Here is a 19,264-nt window from a genome sequence, read left to right on the forward strand (position 1 = left end):
TATGGCTCATAAACTTCTAGAACTTAATACAGAGGATAACAACACGAATATAGTAGTATTAATATCACCAAGTAAAAAAATACGACTAAGTAGTGTATCGACTACTAGCGAATTACTTGTGGAAACAGGTAGAGACTAGCTTCGATTCTCTACATTGATTGCAAAAAATAGTCAAATTTGTCAAAATTTCTGGATATTGAGCCGACTATGCCAACTTTGCCAGCAGCCAGGAAAAGTGCCAGGTTTTTCATCAGCTATCGCAGTCAAGATCCAGATTTGAGCCTTGCCCATAATTTTTATGAAGCTCTTAAAGCTGCTGGACACGAAGCATTCATGGCGGGCGAGAGTATTCGCTTGGGGGAAAAATGGCCTCAGCGCATTGATGAAGAATTAAAACTGTGTGATTACTTTTTGTTGCTGTTGTCTGAGCGATCGGCAACTAGCGAGATGGTGACAGAAGAGGTGAGACAGGCCAAAGAGTTGCGGGATGGCAGTGATCAGCATAAGCCAGTGATTTTGCCCATTCGCGTCAACTTCCCTTGGAGTACGCCACTAAATTATGATTTGCGGGGTTATTTACAACAGATTCAGCAGCGAGAATGGAATTCACCTGCCGATACTTCCAGAATTTTACAGGAAATTTTTAGTTTACTGGCAGACGGTGAGAGTGCGAGAGTGGGGAATTGGGCAATTGGGGAATTGAGAGACGAACAATTATTTTCCCCCATCACCCCATCTTATCATCCTCCTTTGCCAGTAGCAGAACCAGAATTGCCTGAAGGACAGGTGGATTTAGCTTCAGAATTTTATATAGAACGTCCCCCCATCGAATCTCGCTGCTACGAGGCAATTTTGCAGTCGGGATCTTTAATCAGGATCAAAGCACCCCGGCAGACAGGTAAAACCTCACTTATGGCAAGGATTCTTTACCAAGCTTCACAGCAAGGTTATCTGACTGTGCCTTTAAGCTTTCAATTGGCAGATGGAAGAGTTTTTGCTGATTTAGATAAGTTCCTGCGGTGGTTTTGTACCAGTGTAGGAAGGAGGCTAAAACTACCCAACCAGTTAGAGAGGCACTGGTGGGACGAGAGTGATGGCAGTAGTAAGATCAACTGCACCGCTTATTTCGAGGAGTATCTCCTGGCAGAAATCAAACAGCCTCTAGCTTTGGGTTTGGATGAAGTTGATTTGGTCTTTCAATATCCGGAAATTGCTGCTGATTTTTTTGGGCTGTTACGCGCTTGGCATGAAGATGGAAAAAATCAGGAGATTTGGAGAAAACTGCGGTTGGTAGTGGTGCATTCTACTGAAGTGTATATCCCGTTCAATTTCAATCAATCACCATTTAATGTCGGCTTGCCAATTGCATTATCAGATTTTAGCCGTCAACAGGTGCTTGATTTGGCACTAAGGCATGGACTCAATTGGAGTTATACCCAAGTTGAGCAACTGATGGCAATGCTAGGAGGGCATCCCTATCTTGTACGTGTGGCACTTTATTACATCGCTAGACAAGATACTACACTCGATATGCTATTAGAAACAGCGCCCATAGAAACCGGCCTTTATAGCGAGCATTTACGTCGGCACTTGTGGAATTTAGAACAGCGTCCGGAATTAGCAGCTGCGATGATGAATGTAATCACCAATACTAACCCAGTTAGGTTGGATTCGATGCAATGCTTTAAATTACTCAGCATGGGTTTGCTGCAACAACAAGGAAATGATGTCACACCGCGTTGTGATTTGTATCGTCAATATTTCGGCGATCGCCTGAGAGTGAGCTGATGAAATATCAAGTTGGGGGGAGTTTGCCAGTTGATGCCCCTAGTTATGTAGTGCGACAAGCAGATACAGATTTGTATAAAGCCTTGAGGGCTAGTGAGTTTTGTTATGTACTGAACTCACGGCAGATGGGTAAGTCTAGCTTGCAGGTGCAAACGATGCACAGGCTACAAACAGAGGGGATTGCCTGTGCTGTGATTGTATTGACGAAAATTGGTAGCAAACACGTTACAGCAGATCAGTGGTATGCAGGTGTAGTGCGGATTTTAGTGACGAGTTTTGCGCTGGGTGGCAGGTTTGATTTACGGAGTTGGTGGCGCGATCGCGATCATCTTTCTCCAGTACAGCGCTTGAGTGAATTTATTGAAGAAGTTCTATTAGTTGAAGTCTCTCAAAATATCGTCATTTTTATAGATGAAATCGATAGTGTTCTCAGCCTGAATTTTGCCACTGATGACTTTTTTGCTTTGATCCGCAACTGCTATAACCAGCGTGCTGATCAGCCAGAATATAGGCGTATCACCTTTACACTGTTGGGGGTAGCGACTCCTTCAGATTTGATTCAAGATAGCAACCGTACACCGTTTAATATTGGTCGAGCGATTGAACTCAACGGTTTTCTATTGGATGAAGTTGAACCATTAGCCCAAGGATTAGTAGGGAAAGTTAGTAATCCCCAAAGGTTACTGCAAGAGATTTTGAATTGGACTGGTGGGCAACCATTTCTCACCCAGAAGCTTTGTAATCTCATCCCATCTGGGATAAATTTAGCCCAAGTAAGGGAGTTAGTGCTAACGGTAATTATAGAGAATTGGGAATCACAAGATGAGCCGGAGCATTTGCGGACGATACGCGATCGCATTTCCAGAAATGAGCATAGGGCTGGGCGACTTTTGGGACTATATCAGCAAATCTGGCAGGAGACAGAAGTTGCAGCTGATGATAGCCCTGAACAAGGAGAATTATGTCTGTCAGGATTGGTAGTCAAACAACGTGGCAAGTTAAGAGTTTATAACCACATTTATGAATCTGTTTTTGACGAAAGTTGGGTTAAAGCAGCACTAGCGAGGTTACGACCTTACGCTGAAGCGATAGAGGCATGGTTAGATTCCAATTGTCAGGATGAATCGCGGCTGTTACGCGGACAGGCATTGCAAGAAGCGCTGGAATGGGCAAATCCTAGAAGCTTGAGTAATAAGGACAATCAGTTTTTGACGGCTAGTCAACAAGCCGAACAACGAGAAGTTCAAGTTGCTTTGGCAGCTGAGATAGAGGCGATGAAGATTTTGGATCGAGCAAAAAGGAAAGCCGAGCAGAGAATTCAAAAAGCCAACCAGACAATTCAAAAAGCCAAGCAGACGATCAAAAAAGGAATATACGCCCTGATAGCGATCGCAGTTGCAGCAATATTCGTGGTAACAGTAGCGATCATATCAGTCAACCAAGCACAACAGAAGCTAACACAAACCCAAATAGCCGCACAACAGAAGCTAACACAAACCCAAACAGCCACGAAATTAGAGAAAGTAGGAGCTCTAGCCTTGCTACAGTTTGAGACTGCACCACTAGAAGCTTTAGTTTCGGCTATGCAGAGTGGACAAGACCTGAAAAACTTAGTTACTAGTCGCCCTTTGGAAGAATATCCAGCCGTCAGTCCTATCTTGGCTTTACAGACAATTCTCGATAACATCCGTCAACAAAATCAGATAGACACTCATCAAGATGGTGTCAATAGTGTGCGTTTTATTGATACAAAGAATGACAAAGACATGCTAATTGCTACAGGTGGCGAAGATGGGACTGTAAAGCTAATGAATAGCAAAGGACAAGAGTTGTTAAAAATTCAAGCCCATCAACAGAGAATCTTAAGCATCGATGTTAACCAGGATGCAAAAAAATTAGCTACAGGAAGCAAGGATGGTACGTTAAAAGTATGGGACATATCAGATAAGTCATTTGATAATTTGGCAAATCTTCCGACAGGACAAAGCAGTGTTAACAATGTCCGATTTATTAGAGATGACGAAATTGCTACATCTGGAGAAGATGGCACTGTCAGGTTTTGGGATCTTTCAACAAAAAAAGAAAAGTTAATAATTAACGCTCATAAGCGCTGCGATAAAAATGTACCTACTCCAGCCATTGAATGCGATATTTATCAGCCCACTATTAAAAGCTTGAATTTTAGCCCCAAAACAAACCAAATTGCCACAGCTGGAGATGATGGTTTGGCGAAGCTGTGGAAACTAGATGGCAGCTTAGTAACAACATTCAGAGGTCACAAAGGTAGAGTAAATAGTGTCACCTTTAGTCCTGATGGTGAGAGAATTGCCACCTCTGGAGATGATGGCACGATCAGGCTATGGAATTCTTCAGGAAAACAATTGCAAGAATTTCCAGCTAATTCCGAGGGTGTTGAGACTGTCCGTTTTCATCAGACGAAAGACAATATTCTGGCAGCAGCTAACAAGAATGGCACAGTAAAACTGTGGAATACTCAAGGAAAGCTCCTAGCAGAATTTAAAGGACATCAGGGCAGTGTTGTGAGTATTCGTTTTAGCCCAAAAGGTCGTTCTAATATTTTGGCAACTGCGGGTAGAGATGATGCCACCGTCAGGCTGTGGAATCTTGATGAGAAGCCATTGCTAAAATTAGACGGACATCAAGGCAAAGTTAGAAGTGTCCGTTTTAGTCCAGATGGAACACGAATTGTTACAGGTTCTGAGGATGGAACAGTAAGGCTATGGGATTCCAAGGGAAAACAGTTAAAAATAGTTCAGGAAGCTAAAGGTAAGGTCATAAGTGTCCGTTTTAGTCCCAAGGATGGCAATTTAATTGCTACAGGAGGAGATGATCAGATTATTAGACTATGGAACCTGAATATAAAATCGCCACAAGCAAAAGAGTTCAATAGTGGTCAAGGCAGTATTGCAACAGTAAATTTTAGCAATGATGGCAAAATGCTGGCAACGGCTGGAGAAGATGGCACAGTAAAACTGTGGGATCTCAAGGGTAATCGGAAAGAAGTACTTTCTATTTCCAAGAATAAGGTTGAGGCTGTAAGATTTAGCCCGGATGACAAGTTTCTAGTTGTAGTAGGAGAGGGTGGCATGGAAAGGCTGTGGAACATCCAAGAAAAAAAATATGTAGAACTTAAAGGCAAAGGTCATCAAGGCACTGTTTATGGTGTCAGTTTCACGCCAGATAGTCAGCAAATTGCTACCGCTGGTGATGATAGCACTATTAGACGGTGGAATTTATCAGGACAGCAATTGGGAAAACCAATAAAGACTTATCAGAGGAGCGTCACTAACATCAGTTTTAGCAATGATGGAAAACTACTTGCGACAGTCGGCTTTGGTGGTACAGTAAAGCTGCGGACTGCCTCTGGAGAACAACTGGCAGATTTTAAAGGTCATCAGGGCATTGTTAAAAGTGTTAGTTTTAGCAACGATGGCAAGTGGCTGGCGACAGCTGGAGATGACAAAGCAATACTATGGCCTGTTAGAGAGTTGGACGAACTGCTAAATCAAGGTTGCAAATGGCTAAAAGATTACTTTGACACTTATCCTCAACAAAAGCTTAATGTATGCCCAAATAAATAAGCATTCAATCAAAAAAATGATGAGGTGACTTTACCCTTACCGCAAAGCAATATTGCTCATTTTTCAGAGGAAAGACTATCTAAAACTTGCTGGAATTCTGCTGTGGAAGGAATTGCGATGACGAAGGCGGTTCGCTTTGCGACCATCGTATTCTCAATCCAAAACAAGCGATCGCGCTATTGATGCATTGGAATAATGTAAAGTCAGCCTTGGCTGAAATCGAGTTAAACAACCTGTGGAACCCAGCGACGCACAATATATAATTATCAATGCTTTACAAACCCTGGAGCTAATGACCTACAATACATATGAAAGAGATAGGGGTTTATGGTTTATTGCTACTATGAGTCCTGTTTTACCAATAGCACTAATCACCCAAGATGGAGAGATTTACCCTACAGAGTGGGTTCAAGGCGATGACAGTAACTAATGATCATAACAAACAAGAGCAAATCCGCCGACTGGTAGAACTCGGAAGCATTGCAAGGCAAAGACATTTAGATACTGGAGGTAATCCTCATCTGTCAGTAGGTAGTCTTAATAATAACGATACTCTTAACGAAGAAGAGAAACAAGAATTCCTTAAGTTAGCTAATCAAATTTTTGATGATAAATCAATTGCAAATTATCTAAAAAAAAATGGCAATTTGCGAGAACGGTTTATGGCTATGAAAGAAAGCATGAGGATATCCGAGTAATTGTCTAATTGCATTCTGACTCTAAAACAGGCGATCGCACCCTCACTACAAAGCAAGCGATCGCTCCTCTTACACAATTTGCACAGACTGAGTGTTAATTTCTGTTAAATTAGCCAATCTGACATCATTCGTAAACAATGTTGCATTTATAGATTTTGCAGTTGCTACAATTATTGCGTCAGGAAGCCTAAGTCTATATTGTTTGCGAAATGCGATTGTTAAATTCTTAATATTACTATCAATACCAACAACTGTAATTTTATTTAAAAAATCAATAATTTGTGTTTCTTCTTCTAGACTGAGACTTGGATAAGAGAGTAATTCAATCTCAGTAATCACTGAAATAAAATATTGTCCTGATGGTAGTGGATTTATCAAGCGACCACCTAAAAAATACAAGACTATATTTGTATCTAAAAAAATCAAAGGTTGTATCAACACCACTCATCCCTAATTTGCTGCTGATATTCCAAAGGGTCTTGAGTTAGTTGAATTACACCCGCATACTGGTTTAAATTAAACTCTTGTTTTTGTTGTGATTGATGAGCTTCTAATATCTTCTCAATTTGCTGCCAGTCCTGATAATCAATTAATACTGCTACTGGACGCATGGCTTCATCAGTCACAATTTTTTTCTTAAAAGGTAGCATAACTTTCAGCTTTAGATACAACTTCAAATATTTTATCGTAACTTCAAAATTAAAAAATGATCAGGGCAATTTTACTGTCACTTAAAACCAGTATCGCTCATTTTTCAGAGGCAATACTATCTAAAACTTGCTCGAATTCTGCTATGGAAGGAATAGCGATCGCTCTTTTATGAAGCATTTTTAGTACAGATGGTTCTTCTATACTATTGATAACTTCGACAATAGAGCTTGGCACTTCTCCAAATCGCGTTTCTAGGACTGTAATGATGCTTTCTCTAGCAGTTTCGACAATTCCTTCTTCTTTTGCTAGCCTTTCAATACTAGTTACGTACCGCATTCTATCTGCCTCCTCGTAACTTCTTACTTCTGTTTTAAAACTAAGCGCCAACTCTTTTGGCAAAACCATTATCCAGTCGATAAACCGAAATAATTCCCGAATATCTTCCCGGCTATATCCCCGTTCATACAGCCGTCTGACTAGGCTTAGTTTCCACTGTAGCCGATTTTGTGGGTTTCGTTGCATTGCCTTGGTCTTGAGATGCGCCATCACAATATAATTACTAATTCGTAATTCGTAATTGAAGGATACAGAGTAACTCGATCAATCAATGGAGACACAAAAGCGCGTAGCATAATTATTTTGGAGCAAGCGACTTTAGTCGTGGGATAATAATTACGAATTACGAATTACGAATTACGAATTATTTTGACTTTTTTCCAAGGACTATCGTAATCAGTAAGTTGCTCGGTCATGAATTAAAACAAAAAGTACCTCTGTGCCATTGGTAAAACTGTTGCAGGTTCACAAATCAGCAACTCACCATCTGCCCTAACTTGGTATGTTTCTGGATCTACTTCAATGTAGGGTAGTGCATCATTCAGCTTCATATCTTGCTTACTCAATTGGCGTGTCCCAGAAATTGCAACTGCTGCTTTTTGTAAACCTAGCTGGCTGGGAATTTCTTTCTCTAAAGCTGCTTGGGAAACAAAAGTTAATGATGTGGCATGACGCGCCCCTGCAAAACTACCAAACATCGGTCGCATATACACTGGTTGCGGTGTGGGAATACTGGCGTTAGCATCGCCCATTTGCGACCATGCAATCATTCCGCCTTTAATGACTATCTCTGGTTTCACGCCAAAAAATGCAGGACGCCACAAACATAAATCTGCTAATTTTCCCTCTTCTACTGAACCCACATATTCAGCAATTCCATGAGCGATCGCTGGGTTAATAGTATACTTAGCAACATATCTTTTTGCACGAAAATTATCTGCTTTTTGCTCTGTACCCTGTGGATTAAGAGTTCCCCGTTGCACCTTCATTTTGTGAGATGTCTGCCAGGTGCGAATTATCACTTCGCCTACCCTTCCCATAGCCTGAGAATCGGAAGAAATCATGCTAAATGCGCCTAAGTCGTGCAAAATGTCTTCAGCAGCAATGGTTTCCCGACGGATGCGAGATTCGGCAAAAGCGACATCTTCGGCGATCGCTGGATCAAGATGATGACATACCATCAACATATCCAGGTGTTCATCTAAGGTGTTGAGGGTGTAAGGACGTGTGGGATTGGTGGAAGAAGGCAGAACGTTGGCTTGGCTGCAAACTTTGATGATATCTGGTGCGTGTCCTCCGCCTGCGCCTTCGGTGTGGTAGGTGTGGATGGTACGATTCTTGAAAGCGGCGATCGTATCTTCAACAAATCCGGCTTCGTTCAGGGTATCAGTATGAATAGCTACTTGCACATCATATTCATCGGCAACGCTGAGGCAGGTATCAATTGTTGCGGGTGTGGTTCCCCAATCTTCATGCAGTTTTAACCCCATTGCACCGGCGGCTACTTGTTCTACAAGTCCTTGGGGTTGACTGGCGTTACCTTTACCCAAAAATCCTAAGTTGACGGGAAAAGCATCAGCAGCTTGCAGCATCCGGTAAATGTTCCAAGGGCCGGGGGTGCAGGTAGTGGCATTTGTACCTGTAGCTGGGCCAGTACCACCGCCGATCATTGTGGTAATCCCGGAAGCGATCGCCACTTCAATCTGTTGGGGACAAATAAAATGAATATGGGCATCAATACCGCCAGCAGTGAGAATCATTCTTTCACCGGCTAAGGCTTCAGTTCCAGGGCCAATAATAATATCTACATTATTTTGAATATAAGGATTTCCGGCTTTACCAATTTTGAAAATTTTGCCATCTTTAATACCGATATCTGCTTTGACAATACCCCACCAATCGAGAATTAAGGCATTAGTAATTACTAAATCTACAGCACCATCAGCGTTAGAAATAGGGGATTGTCCCATGCCATCTCGGATGACTTTACCGCCGCCAAATTTCACTTCATCGCCGTAGGTGGTGAAATCTTGTTCAACTTCAATAAATAATTCTGTGTCTGCAAGTCGGATGCGATCGCCTACTGTCGGCCCATAAGTTTCGGCGTAGGCGCGGCGATCCATTCTGTAACTCATAATGCTACTCCTGACAATGGTGTTGATTTTAATATTTTTCAGCAACCTTATAGAGATAAGGTGATAATTTTTTTCAAAGGGACTTCCAACTAATAAAATGCTAAGTAGAATTATTCATCCAAAACATAAAATCTGATACTCCATTAGCCTATAGCCTCCGTCCGGTTGACTGGCGCTTGGTGAGCGGGACTACTGGCTAGTGCGAAGATTTTTAGAGTTTTCCGTTAATTTTGGCGTTGAAGCCGTAGACTTGGCGAGTACCAACGAGGGGGATTAGAGTTATTTGTTTTTCGTCGCCTGGTTCAAAGCGGACTGCGGTTCCTGCGGGGATATCGAGACGCATTCCTCGCGCTTGTTCTCTGTCAAAATTTAAGGCGGTGTTAACTTCATAAAAGTGATAATGGGAACCGACTTGGATGGGGCGATCGCCTGTATTTGAAACTTGTAATTTTATAGTTGGACGACCAACATTTAGTTCAATTTCACCTGCTGGTGTGATAATTTCCCCAGGAATCATAATAAATTCAAAATTCCAAAATTAACGAATTGGATTATGTACTGTTACTAACTTTGTGCCATCAGGAAAAGTTGCTTCAACCTGCACTTCATGCACCATTTCAGGTATTCCTTCCATGACATCATTCCGCGTTAATAGAGTTGTACCATAACTCATCAATTCAGCTACAGTTTGCCCATCCCTTGCACCTTCTAAAATGGCAGCAGAAATATAAGCGATCGCTTCAGGATAATTCAGTTTCAAACCCCTTGCTTTACGTCTTTCTGCTAATAAAGCAGCTGTAAAAATTAATAGCTTATCTTTTTCCTGCGGCGTAAGTTGCATTCCTATCTCCTTTGCGTCCTTCGCGCCTTCGTGGTTCGTTTAAACCTGCCACACTCTTGGTATACAATTACTACGATTCAGAAAAGAAACTCGCAGTAGTTGCCAAATATCAATAAACCAGTTTCTCACCTCAGATGTAGAAGCACCGCGATATCGACACAATAATCCATGTTGTAACCGACTAACACCCGCTTCTCCTTCCCCATCCCATAAATTTCGCGTTTTTTCGACAATTTCTGCAGAAACTCCACTACTAACCCAAACTAGACAACCTACAATTGGTTTTCCAGCCAAGCCGTGGGGACTGTGGAAAATTTCTTCGCTACCCCGTAACCATTGCCGATCAATCCATAAAGGAACACCTTGCTGCCAAATTTCCGTGTGCGATCGCCATTCTCCCTGCAAGAATTTCTCTCCTCTAGCACTGCGACCAAACCGGGTAATTTCCCAGCCTAAAAAGCTAGCCCCGGTTGCTAATTCTACCCGTAAATCTTGCCGATAAATCGCACCGTTAAATAAAATTGTCTCTTGCGGCAACCATTCTAAACAAGCACCAGCATCAACTTGTATCTGGATGGTTTGCGTAGCTTGTAAGCCATTACTGCGATATATCTTGCTTGCAGCAGCTGTAGTGATTAAGGCTTGGGCTTGGGCTTGGAGGTGGATGTTAGAGGATAAGCGATCGCCTCCCACCACTCCCCCGGCTGTATGTAAAATTACGCTATGACAAACTTTTTCCCCTTCTGGGTAAAATGGGCGTTGTACCTTCAGGGGCGCTTGTTGGTGATTGTAAATTAATTGGGTTTTACCCTGGTGATCGGCATAGACTAAATTAAGTTTGCCATGCCAACCTTCTACTGTTTGTGAATTGCAGATCATTTATAAATTCATGATTAAACTTCAGATATCTCATATTTATTTAATGCATTCTTTGGTGCGTTACCTGCAATTTATCATGATTTCTTCGCCAAGATTACATAATCATCTAATGTATAGTTTGACTGATGCTTTTGACTAAAATACTGTTGCAGTATTGGACTCATATACAGTTTTTTTGGTAATTTGTCTTGAGCAAACTTAGCAAATTCAGCACCGGGCAAAGATGTTCTTGAACCTGTTGAGGTTAAATATCTATACCAGACTAACTCTAATCCAAGTTCTGCCATAAATTTATCCACTACGTTTTTTTCTTGCTCTTGGTTTTCAACTTGGTGAACATCGTAAATTTTGAATAATTTCTTATCTTGCACAATTAGCAGAACATAACCTGAATTTTTTAAGCTAGTGGCAAATATTTGCTTGTAAGTATTATTAGCTTCAATCCTCTTGGCTTTATCTAAAAAGAAGCAGTGGGAAATTACGATAAAGTCGAAAAAATCTTTGGGTAGATTATTCGATTGAGTTTTCCAAGTAAAAATATCAGTAGTAACAAAGCGGAAATAAGCATTCACTGGGGTTAGACGCGACTCTATATATCGTCGCCAAAACTGAAGTCCACGAAACTGGAAGGCATCTTGTTTTTCTAAAGAGTAGTAGGATATGTGTATTTGCGGGATATGAAAAAAACCGCTACTACTTTGGAGAAATAAAGCTAAACCATAAGCAACTGTTCCTGGGCCTGCTGCAATATCAAGGATATTAACCTTACTTGGGAGTAAAGCATCCTGGTAAATCAGAAACCAAGCTAAATATATACAATATACATTTTCTAAAAAATACTTCATAAAATAGACATGAGGAGTTAGACTAAAACGATAGTCTGGGTCTTGTCCAATTTTTAAGTTATTAATATCTTCAAGAGCGTCTTCTAACTTAATAAATAACTGTTTGTCAGGAATCCTACTAAATTCTTCTTTAAGATATTCAACTAAACTTGATTCAAAATCATCAAATATACGTTCATCAATACCAGTAGATTGCAATTTATATTCATCGTGGTGTATTAAATTAAAAATTTTATAGATATATTTAACAAACTCCTCATCTGGCATTAATATAAGATTAGGTTTTTGCTGTGATACTTCTGTTAGTTGTTTAGTTAAAGTTTCCGTTTGTCGTTTGTATTCTTGGGAATAACGTTCAAGTTGAAGTTTATCCCTAAATAATTTTTCTAACCATGAGAATCTTGCACCTGACTTTTGAATCTCTTGTAATAGTTGGGCTGCACGTCGGATATCCCCGCGTCTTAAAGATAATTTTAACTGCTGACTTCGCCACCAATTTACGATAGGATTATTCATAACCAAATCCCTCTTTACCTTCCATAATTTCTACACCTGGAAGCCGAGAACTTAACTTTTCCTTAAATTTCATATAGTTTAGTTTCTCATTGTCATACCACCAAGCGTATTTTTGCTTAATTTCTTCAGCTTCTTGGCGAGTTGATGCTATAATAGAACGACTATGGCTAGCATGAAAAGCTTGAATTACAACCCTATCTGCGATGGCTAATTTGTCAATAAAAGCAGCTTCATCAGTTGGTAAAGTAGGAAGTAGAGGGGTAATAGTGATAGATATTTTAGGAACAAAACCTTTATAATAATCAATATTTTGTTTAATTTTAGTGATAGCATTTAGTCTGGCTTTAATACTGGGCGATCGCGGTTCAAAATCTTTTCTCACTAATTCACTCCCAGTAGGGATGCTCATATTAATTCGCAATCGCTTAAATCGTTGTAAATAATCAATATCTCTAGTAATAATTGGGCTACGAGTTTGAATCACCAAAGTTGGAGTTGGATAACCGTCAATACTCACATCAAGCATTACATCCAATAACCGACGAGTCAGTTGATGTTTAGACTCAAGTGGTTGATAAGGATCAGTAACGCTACTCATATATATACTAGGAGGAATCTGAGGATTTTTTTCATACCATTTTTTTAATTCTTTCGCTAAAATTTCAGCAGAATTTTCCTTAAAAATTACCCATTTTCCCCAATCTTGGCGCATTTGAGCATTAGGGGTAAATGCAGCAGCATAGCAATAACTACAACCGTATTGACATCCCCTGTAAGGATTTAGAGTAAAATCATAATTACCAATAAATCCGGTAGCTTTTGTTAAGAGTGATTTCGCATTTTGTGCATAAACATTAACATCTCCAAATTTTTCTTTGACTAACTTGGTAGGAATGCATTCGCAATAACCTTCATATTTTGGTTGTGCCATGTGAATCCCGATATTTATTGAGAGTGAATTAACGCACCCTACTTCCTATGATTCCCATTTTTATTTTTAAATTACTTCACCAAGGTGTACGCTAGTGCGATAGACCATATAGACAAAACCACTCTCATCACGAAAGCGCTGATATAATTCTTGAAACCTATCAATAAGCTGTTCATATCCCAAGCCTTCACGCGGGAGGTAAGAAACACTCATTGCTCGTCCAATCAGTCCAGTTAAATCTAACTGTTGTCTATAAGTAAAATTATATTCGTGGATGTTAATAAAATGGGGAGTTACTAACAGTGGCTCTACCGACTGCATTCGAGATTCTGCTGGGTGATTATTAGATGCTTCGCGGACTATTCGACTATATTCTGTGGTTAATGCATCTTCTTGATCGCGATTATTCCACACCACAGCCAAGCGTGCTGATGGTTTTAAAATGCGGTGAAATTCCAATAAAGTTGGTTCGGGATTGAACCAGTGGAAAGCTTGAAAACAAGTAACTAAATCAACTGAATTATCAGGTAGTTGAGTAAATTCTGCTGTTCCATCACGAAACTCTATCAAAGGATGTGGTTGGGCAGCTTCTCGCATCGCCGCGTTTGGTTCTATGGCGATGACATTAACCTCCCGTTCAGCTAACAGTCTTGAAGCAATTCCTGTACCTGCACCAATATCTGCTGCTACGAGTTGTGAATTTTCATCTAATCCTTCCAAGATAATATCAATTGCATCTGCGGGGTAGCTTGGTCGATATTTTACATAATCCTCTGCTCTGTCAGAAAATCGATTGAGTGGGTTTAAGGTATGTAAGGGGGTTGTTTCAGGATTAATTTGGCTCATCGGTTTTGATGTAAAAGTGGAAGTGCGTAGGCGTAGCCCGTCGTAGACATCGCTGTTGTTCAGAAAAGCGATATCATAACAATTAAACCGCTCCAAACACTAACATCTACATACAATAATGGAAAGATTGCTAAACATCCACATTGAAAAACTACCAGAAGGCGTTTATTTAGCAACATCTGATGAACTTCAAGGTTTAGTAGCTCAAGGACGGACTATTGCTGAAACTTTAGAAATTGCTCGTGATGTAGCGATTAAATTAATGGAAGTACAGTATGGTAATTGTAAATTACCTGGGTGAAATTTTGGCGATCAGCAGACACTAAGTTAAGTTTGCCATGCCAACTAATAGAATTTTCTGATTCTAGCTGAACGCTCATGCTTGTTTAACTGTAAAATTTCCACTGTACTGCAATTGTTGAAGTAACTTGGAGTTTCCAGAACCAAAAATGTATAGTACATCTTGGGCACGAGTCATAGCAACATAGAGTCTTCTACAAGTCAAAACATCACTTTCAGAACGTGGAGGTATACTAAAATCCCAGTCTTGAACCCAGAGTATTAAAACGACTTTAAATTCTAAACCCAACGCCCCAAGCGTATTAATAATTTTAATACCAGAATTTTTAATATTATATTTTTTCTCAGACTCTCTATTTTCACTAACCCAATCTGTTTCAATTCCTAAATTTTGCAATTTTTTAATTAGAGATTTTAATAATACCTTTTTTTGGTCATCTGCCATTCTATATAAAATAGCAATATCATTTAGTGCATAACCTAGTCTTGCTAAATCTTTAACTTCATTAATGACAGATTCTACTTCATAAATTTCTGATGTTTCAATATGTAGAATTGGATTTACACCACGACGTACAGCGTCTGTAGGCTTAACAATATCGAATGTTAAATTTTCTTCATCAATAACGTTACTAAATAAACTCCAGCCTGCTGCTAATATTTCCTGAGTATTTCTATAGTTTTTGTCAAGTTTTAATTTTTTGTTACTTGTCCGTCCAACTGCTTTGACTCCCACAGAATTCCAAGTAAAATTATTACGTTTATAAACGGATTGACGACCATCTGCCACAATCATGAGATTGCCATGTTCTGGGTCTTTTAACGCAGCTACACAACATTTAAACCACATAGGATCAAATGTTTGTCCTTCATCAACTAAAACTGCATCATATTTATGTTTTATCGGAGTATTTTCAAGTTGCTTTAGTAGTATTTCACCTAAAATCCCATCATAATATTCTGTAGTAAAACCTGAAGGTGCTGGGATTTTTTTTATAAGCGAACTTACCCAAGCATAAAATGTAAACACCTCTATTTTGCTAGTGGAATTGTACTGATTTGAATATTCATATATTAAAGACTTGAGATAAGCAGCAAGACTTCTGTTGAAACAAAGAATTAAAACTTTTTGATGAAGATTTTGTTTAACTAGCAATTTAGCATGAGATAAAAGTATTAAAGTTTTTCCTGAGCCGGCTACACCATAAATTATTCTATGTCCATCACCAATTGATCTAACTATGCATTCTTGACGATGATCTAACGTTTTAAATACATAACTTTCATTTTTTAATTCAATGCCATTAGGAACACTGTGGAGAGATGCTGGTACAAATTTAATAGCTATTTCTGGAAAAATAATAGCTTTTATAGTGTCAATCTGCTCATGGGTAAGACGAGGTAAAGTAAAAGTATTAGTAAATATTTTTATTAATCTATTTACTAATTCATCACTACTAATACTCTGATTATAAAATAATTCATGACGGTATATAATTTGTGATAGAGATAATAATTTATCAATATTTTTTTCTTGCGCTTGCTCTGCGGTAATATTAGAAAAAAATAGGCCATAGTTACAAGGGAATGCTAATTTCTGTTGATTATCTCCATTAAGGTGAGTGAGTATGTGATATTTTTGTAATTTCACTAATAATTGATCTATCAACTCTTGAAATAGATTTGTCCATACTGAGAAAGTATCCTGTTCCTCATTTATCTCTATAGAACGCTTACGGGTTCGTCTTCCCGGAATATATAGATATGACGGAGAATTTTTTAATTCTATTTTTTTATTTTTTTCTGGATAATTAAATAATTTAATTTTGTTAATATCAGTACCGTTAATTTGCGATGGATACCAAGTAATAACTTGAATTATCAATAGTCCAAAATTAGGTGCAATAATCAGGAAATCAATATAATTACTTTCAACGACTTGCTTATACCAAACTAAAAAGTCATCTGGCAATTTTTCACGAAGTATTCTATATAAAATTTGTTCGCCTTGACTAGCAGATGATGATATAGATTCGGGAACCATTAAAGCCATAGTTTAATACCTATCTTGTTTTTCTTCTTTCTGCTGCTCTAACCAAGCTACCAAATCAGCAATTTTGGAAAAATCTAACAACGCGTCTCCCAACTCTTCTAAATGTTCAGCAGATAAATTCCGAACCTGCTCAACTAATGATTCATCAATATCACCAAAACGCCGTCTAAGTAGACGAATAATCAATCTAAAAGCTTCTTTTTGAACGATATCTTGATAAATTACAGACTCTTTCATAGTATCTTTCTGCAAAAATTTTAGTCTCTCTCCTGCTGCTCTAACCAAGCTACTAAATCAGCAATTTCCGAAAAGTCTAACAACGCCTCTCCCAACTCCTCTAACTGTTCAGCAGATAAATTCCGAACCTGCTCAACTAATGATCCATCAATATCACCAAAACGCCGTTTAAGCTGACGACTAATCAATTTAAACGCTTCCTTTTGAACGATATCTTGATAAATTACAGACTCTTTCATAATATCCTCCCGTAAAAATTGCCGAACCAAATCCTTATCAAACCGCAAACCCGCCAGAATTTCTACACAACCCGCAATATTTTGTCGCTCCTCCCTATCTGGAATTGTAGCGACTTGTTCAGCCACTTGCGCCAGTAAAGTTTGCGGCGACTCAGTTCGCGTCAAACTTGCTAAAGGTAGCAGCGCCGGATTAGCTAAAAATAGTGTTGAATCTTGCTCCCAAAGACGAACAACTTGATATTGGTGAATCGTTGTGTTGTCCCGATATTCTTCAGTAAAAGCCATTTCGTTAGTAGTTTCTTGCAAAAAGATTAGCACTTGCACTACAGAACAACGGTATTGACGCTTCAACCTCACAGAATAATCAAGCATTCGGAAATTAAGCGCCGGATTAGATTTCGCCAAAGTTTGAAATTCAATGTGCAAAATTTGGTTAGCCGCCTGCAAAAATGTCACAGAATCCGCGCGAATTGGTTCAAGCGTGAGTTCCGTTTTTAAGACTTCAATTTCTTGCACCTCTACCCCAAGCAACCAACGCACAAACTCGGCTGGGTACTGTTCAGCTAAATATTTACAAGCGTTGTCGTAACTCACACTCTTCCTCTTCTCCCGACACAAAAAAACAGCCGCCTCCAAAAAGGAAGCAGCCATTTTCACAAATTATCTAACTACAAAGTATTAGTAATCGAAGTCCCCGCCACCAGCACCAGCGCCAGCAGGAGCGCCATCCTTAGGCTCAGGCTTGTCAACTATAATACATTCGGTTGTCAACACCATACCAGCGATGGAAGCAGCGTTTTGCAGAGCAGAACGAGTCACTTTAGCAGGGTCAACAATACCAGCAGCTAACAAATCGACGAATTCGTTTGTCGCAGCGTTGTAGCCAACGTTGAATTCTTTCTCTTTCACCCGTTCAGCGATCACAGCACCATTCTGACCGGCGTTTTCAGCAATCCGCTTCAGAGGTGCAGGTAAGGCGCGAACGACAATCAAAGCACCAATCAACTCTTCATCCTTAAGATTGCTCTTCGCCCAAACTTCCAATTCAGGAGCAAGGTGAGCCAGAGTTGTACCACCGCCAGGAACTATACCTTCTTCCACAGCAGCTTTGGTGGCGTTGATAGCGTCTTCTAAGCGCAACTTCTTGTCTTTCATTTCGGTTTCGGTCGCTGCACCCACTTTCACTACAGCGACACCACCAGAGAGTTTAGCAAGACGCTCTTGTAATTTCTCTTTGTCGTAAGAAGATTCGGTTTCATCGATTTGACGACGAATCTGTTCGACACGAGCCTTAACAGCAGCTTCGTTACCTTCGGCAACAATTGTGGTGCTGTCCTTGGTGATGGTGATCCGGCGAGCTTTACCCAGGCTATCCAGCTTGGTGTTATCTAGCTTCAGACCAGCATCTTCGGTAACTAGTTGACCACCAGTTAAAACAGCGATGTCTTCCAGTAGTGCTTTGCGGCGATCGCCAAAGCCAGGAGCCTTAACAGCAGCCACGTTGAGTACACCGCGCAAACGGTTTACTACCAAGGTTGCTAAAGCTTCTTTCTCAATATCTTCAGCGATAATCACCAAAGGACGACCAGCACGAGCTACTTGCTCTAACACTGGTACGAGGTCTTGCACTAGGGCGATTTTCTTATCGGTCAGCAGTAGGAAAGGCTCATCAAAAACCGCTTCCATCCGCTCAGGGTCGGTAGCGAAATAGGGAGAGATGTAGCCTTTGTCAAAGCGCATCCCTTCGGTGATTTCCAATTCGGTGAACATAGATTTCCCTTCTTCTAGGGAAATTACGCCTTCCTTGCCCACCTTGTCCATTGCTTGGGCAATCATCTGACCAACTTCTTCGTCATTACCAGCCGAGATCGCACCAACTTGGGCAATGGCTTTGGAATCTTCTACTGGACGGGCGTGTTCAGCAATTTTTTCTACGAGGAAGCCAGTAGCCTTGTCTATACCACGCTTGAGCGAAATTGCATTAGCACCAGCTGCAACGTTCCGCAAGCCTTCTTTGACGATCGCATGAGCTAAAACGGTGGCAGTGGTCGTACCATCGCCCGCAGCATCATTGGTCTTAGAAGCAGCTTGACGAATCAGAGCTACACCAGTGTTTTCAATGTGGTCTTCTAATTCGATTTCTTTGGCGATCGTTACACCATCATTGACAATTTGCGGTGCGCCAAATTTCTTTTCTAGGACTACGTTACGACCTTTGGGGCCAAGGGTAACAGCTACAGCCTCAGCCAGGATGTCAATGCCTCGTTCCAAGGCGCGACGGGCGTTTTCGTTGTAGATAATGCGCTTTGCCATAGGTGTCTAAATTCCAGGAGTAAGTCAATTTTTTGTTGAATTGGGCACTTGTAC

At 40.2% G+C, this 19,264-nt stretch carries 20 protein-coding genes; 6 read left to right on the forward strand and 14 right to left on the reverse strand.

What is annotated here, in order from left to right:
• Nucleotides 1-177 precede the first annotated feature (177 nt).
• From LC653_RS03915 to LC653_RS03935, 5 genes are all read left to right on the forward strand, one after another.
• Entirely contained in the window at nucleotides 178-1,788 is a 1,611-nt protein-coding gene (locus LC653_RS03915) for an AAA-like domain-containing protein (protein WP_229492687.1), read from the forward strand.
• Nucleotides 1,788-5,390: a WD40 domain-containing protein gene (locus tag LC653_RS03920; RefSeq protein WP_229492688.1), complete on the forward strand. Its 3,603-nt coding sequence runs from the start codon at nucleotides 1,788-1,790 to the stop codon at nucleotides 5,388-5,390. The genes LC653_RS03915 and LC653_RS03920 overlap by 1 nt, the downstream gene beginning before the upstream one ends.
• A gap of 24 nt (nucleotides 5,391-5,414) precedes the next feature.
• Entirely contained in the window at nucleotides 5,415-5,573 is a 159-nt protein-coding gene (locus LC653_RS03925; protein WP_229492689.1) for a hypothetical protein, read from the forward strand.
• A gap of 109 nt (nucleotides 5,574-5,682) precedes the next feature.
• Nucleotides 5,683-5,820 carry a hypothetical protein gene (locus tag LC653_RS03930; protein WP_229492690.1) on the forward strand — a complete coding sequence of 46 codons (138 nt, stop codon included), beginning with the start codon at nucleotides 5,683-5,685 and terminating at the stop codon, nucleotides 5,818-5,820.
• Nucleotides 5,807-6,088 (forward strand): hypothetical protein, encoded by a 282-nt coding sequence (locus tag LC653_RS03935; RefSeq protein ID WP_229492691.1) that lies wholly within the window; start codon nucleotides 5,807-5,809, stop codon nucleotides 6,086-6,088. Before LC653_RS03930 ends, LC653_RS03935 begins: the two co-directional genes overlap by 14 nt.
• Before the next feature lie 69 nt (nucleotides 6,089-6,157).
• Here the strand turns inward: LC653_RS03935 and LC653_RS03940 are convergent, their stop codons facing one another.
• The 10 genes from LC653_RS03940 to LC653_RS03985 all read right to left on the reverse strand — a co-directional run bounded on the left by LC653_RS03940 (nucleotide 6,158) and on the right by LC653_RS03985 (nucleotide 14,068).
• Complete coding sequence (locus LC653_RS03940) at nucleotides 6,158-6,529, reverse strand: type II toxin-antitoxin system VapC family toxin (RefSeq protein ID WP_229492692.1); 372 nt, start codon at nucleotides 6,527-6,529, stop codon at nucleotides 6,158-6,160.
• The gene (locus LC653_RS03945; protein WP_233718030.1) at nucleotides 6,523-6,738 is read right to left on the reverse strand and encodes a RelB antitoxin-like protein; all 216 of its coding nucleotides are present in this window, start codon (nucleotides 6,736-6,738) and stop codon (nucleotides 6,523-6,525) included. The genes LC653_RS03940 and LC653_RS03945 overlap by 7 nt, the downstream gene beginning before the upstream one ends.
• Before the next feature lie 97 nt (nucleotides 6,739-6,835).
• A complete protein-coding gene (locus LC653_RS03950) occupies nucleotides 6,836-7,261 on the reverse strand; it encodes a hypothetical protein (RefSeq protein WP_229492694.1) in 426 nt (141 codons plus the stop codon).
• 233 nt (nucleotides 7,262-7,494) lie between these two features.
• On the reverse strand, nucleotides 7,495-9,210 hold the full coding sequence (gene ureC, locus LC653_RS03955) for an urease subunit alpha (RefSeq protein ID WP_229492695.1): 1,716 nt from the start codon (nucleotides 9,208-9,210) through the stop codon (nucleotides 7,495-7,497).
• A 211-nt stretch (nucleotides 9,211-9,421) separates the two neighbouring features.
• Nucleotides 9,422-9,727 carry an urease subunit beta gene (locus LC653_RS03960; protein WP_229492696.1) on the reverse strand — a complete coding sequence of 102 codons (306 nt, stop codon included), beginning with the start codon at nucleotides 9,725-9,727 and terminating at the stop codon, nucleotides 9,422-9,424.
• A 21-nt stretch (nucleotides 9,728-9,748) separates the two neighbouring features.
• Nucleotides 9,749-10,051, reverse strand: a complete 303-nt coding sequence (gene ureA, locus LC653_RS03965; RefSeq protein ID WP_229492697.1) for an urease subunit gamma — start codon at nucleotides 10,049-10,051, stop codon at nucleotides 9,749-9,751.
• A 39-nt stretch (nucleotides 10,052-10,090) separates the two neighbouring features.
• Nucleotides 10,091-10,930 carry an urease accessory protein UreD gene (locus tag LC653_RS03970; protein WP_229492698.1) on the reverse strand — a complete coding sequence of 280 codons (840 nt, stop codon included), beginning with the start codon at nucleotides 10,928-10,930 and terminating at the stop codon, nucleotides 10,091-10,093.
• A gap of 74 nt (nucleotides 10,931-11,004) precedes the next feature.
• On the reverse strand, nucleotides 11,005-12,291 hold the full coding sequence (locus tag LC653_RS03975) for a photosystem II assembly protein (protein WP_229492699.1): 1,287 nt from the start codon (nucleotides 12,289-12,291) through the stop codon (nucleotides 11,005-11,007).
• Nucleotides 12,284-13,222, reverse strand: coding sequence for an SPL family radical SAM protein (locus LC653_RS03980; protein ID WP_229492700.1), 939 nt, complete (start codon nucleotides 13,220-13,222; stop codon nucleotides 12,284-12,286). The genes LC653_RS03975 and LC653_RS03980 overlap by 8 nt, the downstream gene beginning before the upstream one ends.
• 66 nt (nucleotides 13,223-13,288) lie before the next feature.
• Nucleotides 13,289-14,068 carry a class I SAM-dependent methyltransferase gene (locus LC653_RS03985; RefSeq protein ID WP_229492822.1) on the reverse strand — a complete coding sequence of 260 codons (780 nt, stop codon included), beginning with the start codon at nucleotides 14,066-14,068 and terminating at the stop codon, nucleotides 13,289-13,291.
• Between the two features lie 118 nt (nucleotides 14,069-14,186).
• Here LC653_RS03985 and LC653_RS03990 point away from each other — a divergent pair, with 118 nt between their 5' ends.
• Nucleotides 14,187-14,369, forward strand: coding sequence for a type II toxin-antitoxin system HicB family antitoxin (locus LC653_RS03990; RefSeq protein WP_229492701.1), 183 nt, complete (start codon nucleotides 14,187-14,189; stop codon nucleotides 14,367-14,369).
• Nucleotides 14,370-14,444: 75 nt separating this feature from the next.
• On the opposite strand, the gene LC653_RS03995 is transcribed toward LC653_RS03990, so the two are convergent.
• The 4 genes from LC653_RS03995 to groL form a co-directional block, all read right to left on the reverse strand.
• A complete protein-coding gene (locus LC653_RS03995) occupies nucleotides 14,445-16,421 on the reverse strand; it encodes a 3'-5' exonuclease (RefSeq protein WP_229492702.1) in 1,977 nt (658 codons plus the stop codon).
• 3 nt (nucleotides 16,422-16,424) lie between these two features.
• Nucleotides 16,425-16,658 (reverse strand): DUF4351 domain-containing protein, encoded by a 234-nt coding sequence (locus LC653_RS04000; RefSeq protein ID WP_229492703.1) that lies wholly within the window; start codon nucleotides 16,656-16,658, stop codon nucleotides 16,425-16,427.
• Between the two features lie 20 nt (nucleotides 16,659-16,678).
• On the reverse strand, nucleotides 16,679-17,491 hold the full coding sequence (locus tag LC653_RS04005; protein WP_229492710.1) for a DUF4351 domain-containing protein: 813 nt from the start codon (nucleotides 17,489-17,491) through the stop codon (nucleotides 16,679-16,681).
• An 84-nt stretch (nucleotides 17,492-17,575) separates the two neighbouring features.
• Entirely contained in the window at nucleotides 17,576-19,210 is a 1,635-nt protein-coding gene (gene groL / locus LC653_RS04010) for a chaperonin GroEL (protein WP_229492712.1), read from the reverse strand.
• Nucleotides 19,211-19,264 lie beyond the last annotated feature (54 nt).

The organism is Nostoc mirabile CHAB5784 (assembly GCF_020829645.1).
GTDB lineage: Bacteria > Cyanobacteriota > Cyanobacteriia > Cyanobacteriales > Nostocaceae > Nostoc > Nostoc mirabile.

Excerpts from the sequence above, each read along its gene's own strand:
- LC653_RS03960 (WP_229492696.1), bottom strand. The coding sequence starts at position 9,727 with ATGATTCCTGGGGAAATTATCACACCAGCAGGTGAAATTGAACTAAAT.
- ureC (WP_229492695.1), bottom strand. The coding sequence starts at position 9,210 with ATGAGTTACAGAATGGATCGCCGCGCCTACGCCGAAACTTATGGGCCG.
- LC653_RS03985 (WP_229492822.1), bottom strand. The coding sequence starts at position 14,068 with ATGAGCCAAATTAATCCTGAAACAACCCCCTTACATACCTTAAACCCA.
- LC653_RS03935 (WP_229492691.1), top strand. The coding sequence starts at position 5,807 with ATGACAGTAACTAATGATCATAACAAACAAGAGCAAATCCGCCGACTG.
- LC653_RS03980 (WP_229492700.1), bottom strand. The coding sequence starts at position 13,222 with ATGGCACAACCAAAATATGAAGGTTATTGCGAATGCATTCCTACCAAG.
- LC653_RS03945 (WP_233718030.1), bottom strand. The coding sequence starts at position 6,738 with ATGCTACCTTTTAAGAAAAAAATTGTGACTGATGAAGCCATGCGTCCA.
- groL (WP_229492712.1), bottom strand. The coding sequence starts at position 19,210 with ATGGCAAAGCGCATTATCTACAACGAAAACGCCCGTCGCGCCTTGGAA.
- LC653_RS03990 (WP_229492701.1), top strand. The coding sequence starts at position 14,187 with ATGGAAAGATTGCTAAACATCCACATTGAAAAACTACCAGAAGGCGTT.
- ureA (WP_229492697.1), bottom strand. The coding sequence starts at position 10,051 with ATGCAACTTACGCCGCAGGAAAAAGATAAGCTATTAATTTTTACAGCT.
- LC653_RS03920 (WP_229492688.1), top strand. The coding sequence starts at position 1,788 with ATGAAATATCAAGTTGGGGGGAGTTTGCCAGTTGATGCCCCTAGTTAT.
- LC653_RS03930 (WP_229492690.1), top strand. The coding sequence starts at position 5,683 with ATGACCTACAATACATATGAAAGAGATAGGGGTTTATGGTTTATTGCT.
- LC653_RS03975 (WP_229492699.1), bottom strand. The coding sequence starts at position 12,291 with ATGAATAATCCTATCGTAAATTGGTGGCGAAGTCAGCAGTTAAAATTA.
- LC653_RS04000 (WP_229492703.1), bottom strand. The coding sequence starts at position 16,658 with ATGAAAGAGTCTGTAATTTATCAAGATATCGTTCAAAAAGAAGCTTTT.
- LC653_RS03995 (WP_229492702.1), bottom strand. The coding sequence starts at position 16,421 with ATGGCTTTAATGGTTCCCGAATCTATATCATCATCTGCTAGTCAAGGC.
- LC653_RS03970 (WP_229492698.1), bottom strand. The coding sequence starts at position 10,930 with ATGATCTGCAATTCACAAACAGTAGAAGGTTGGCATGGCAAACTTAAT.
- LC653_RS03950 (WP_229492694.1), bottom strand. The coding sequence starts at position 7,261 with ATGCAACGAAACCCACAAAATCGGCTACAGTGGAAACTAAGCCTAGTC.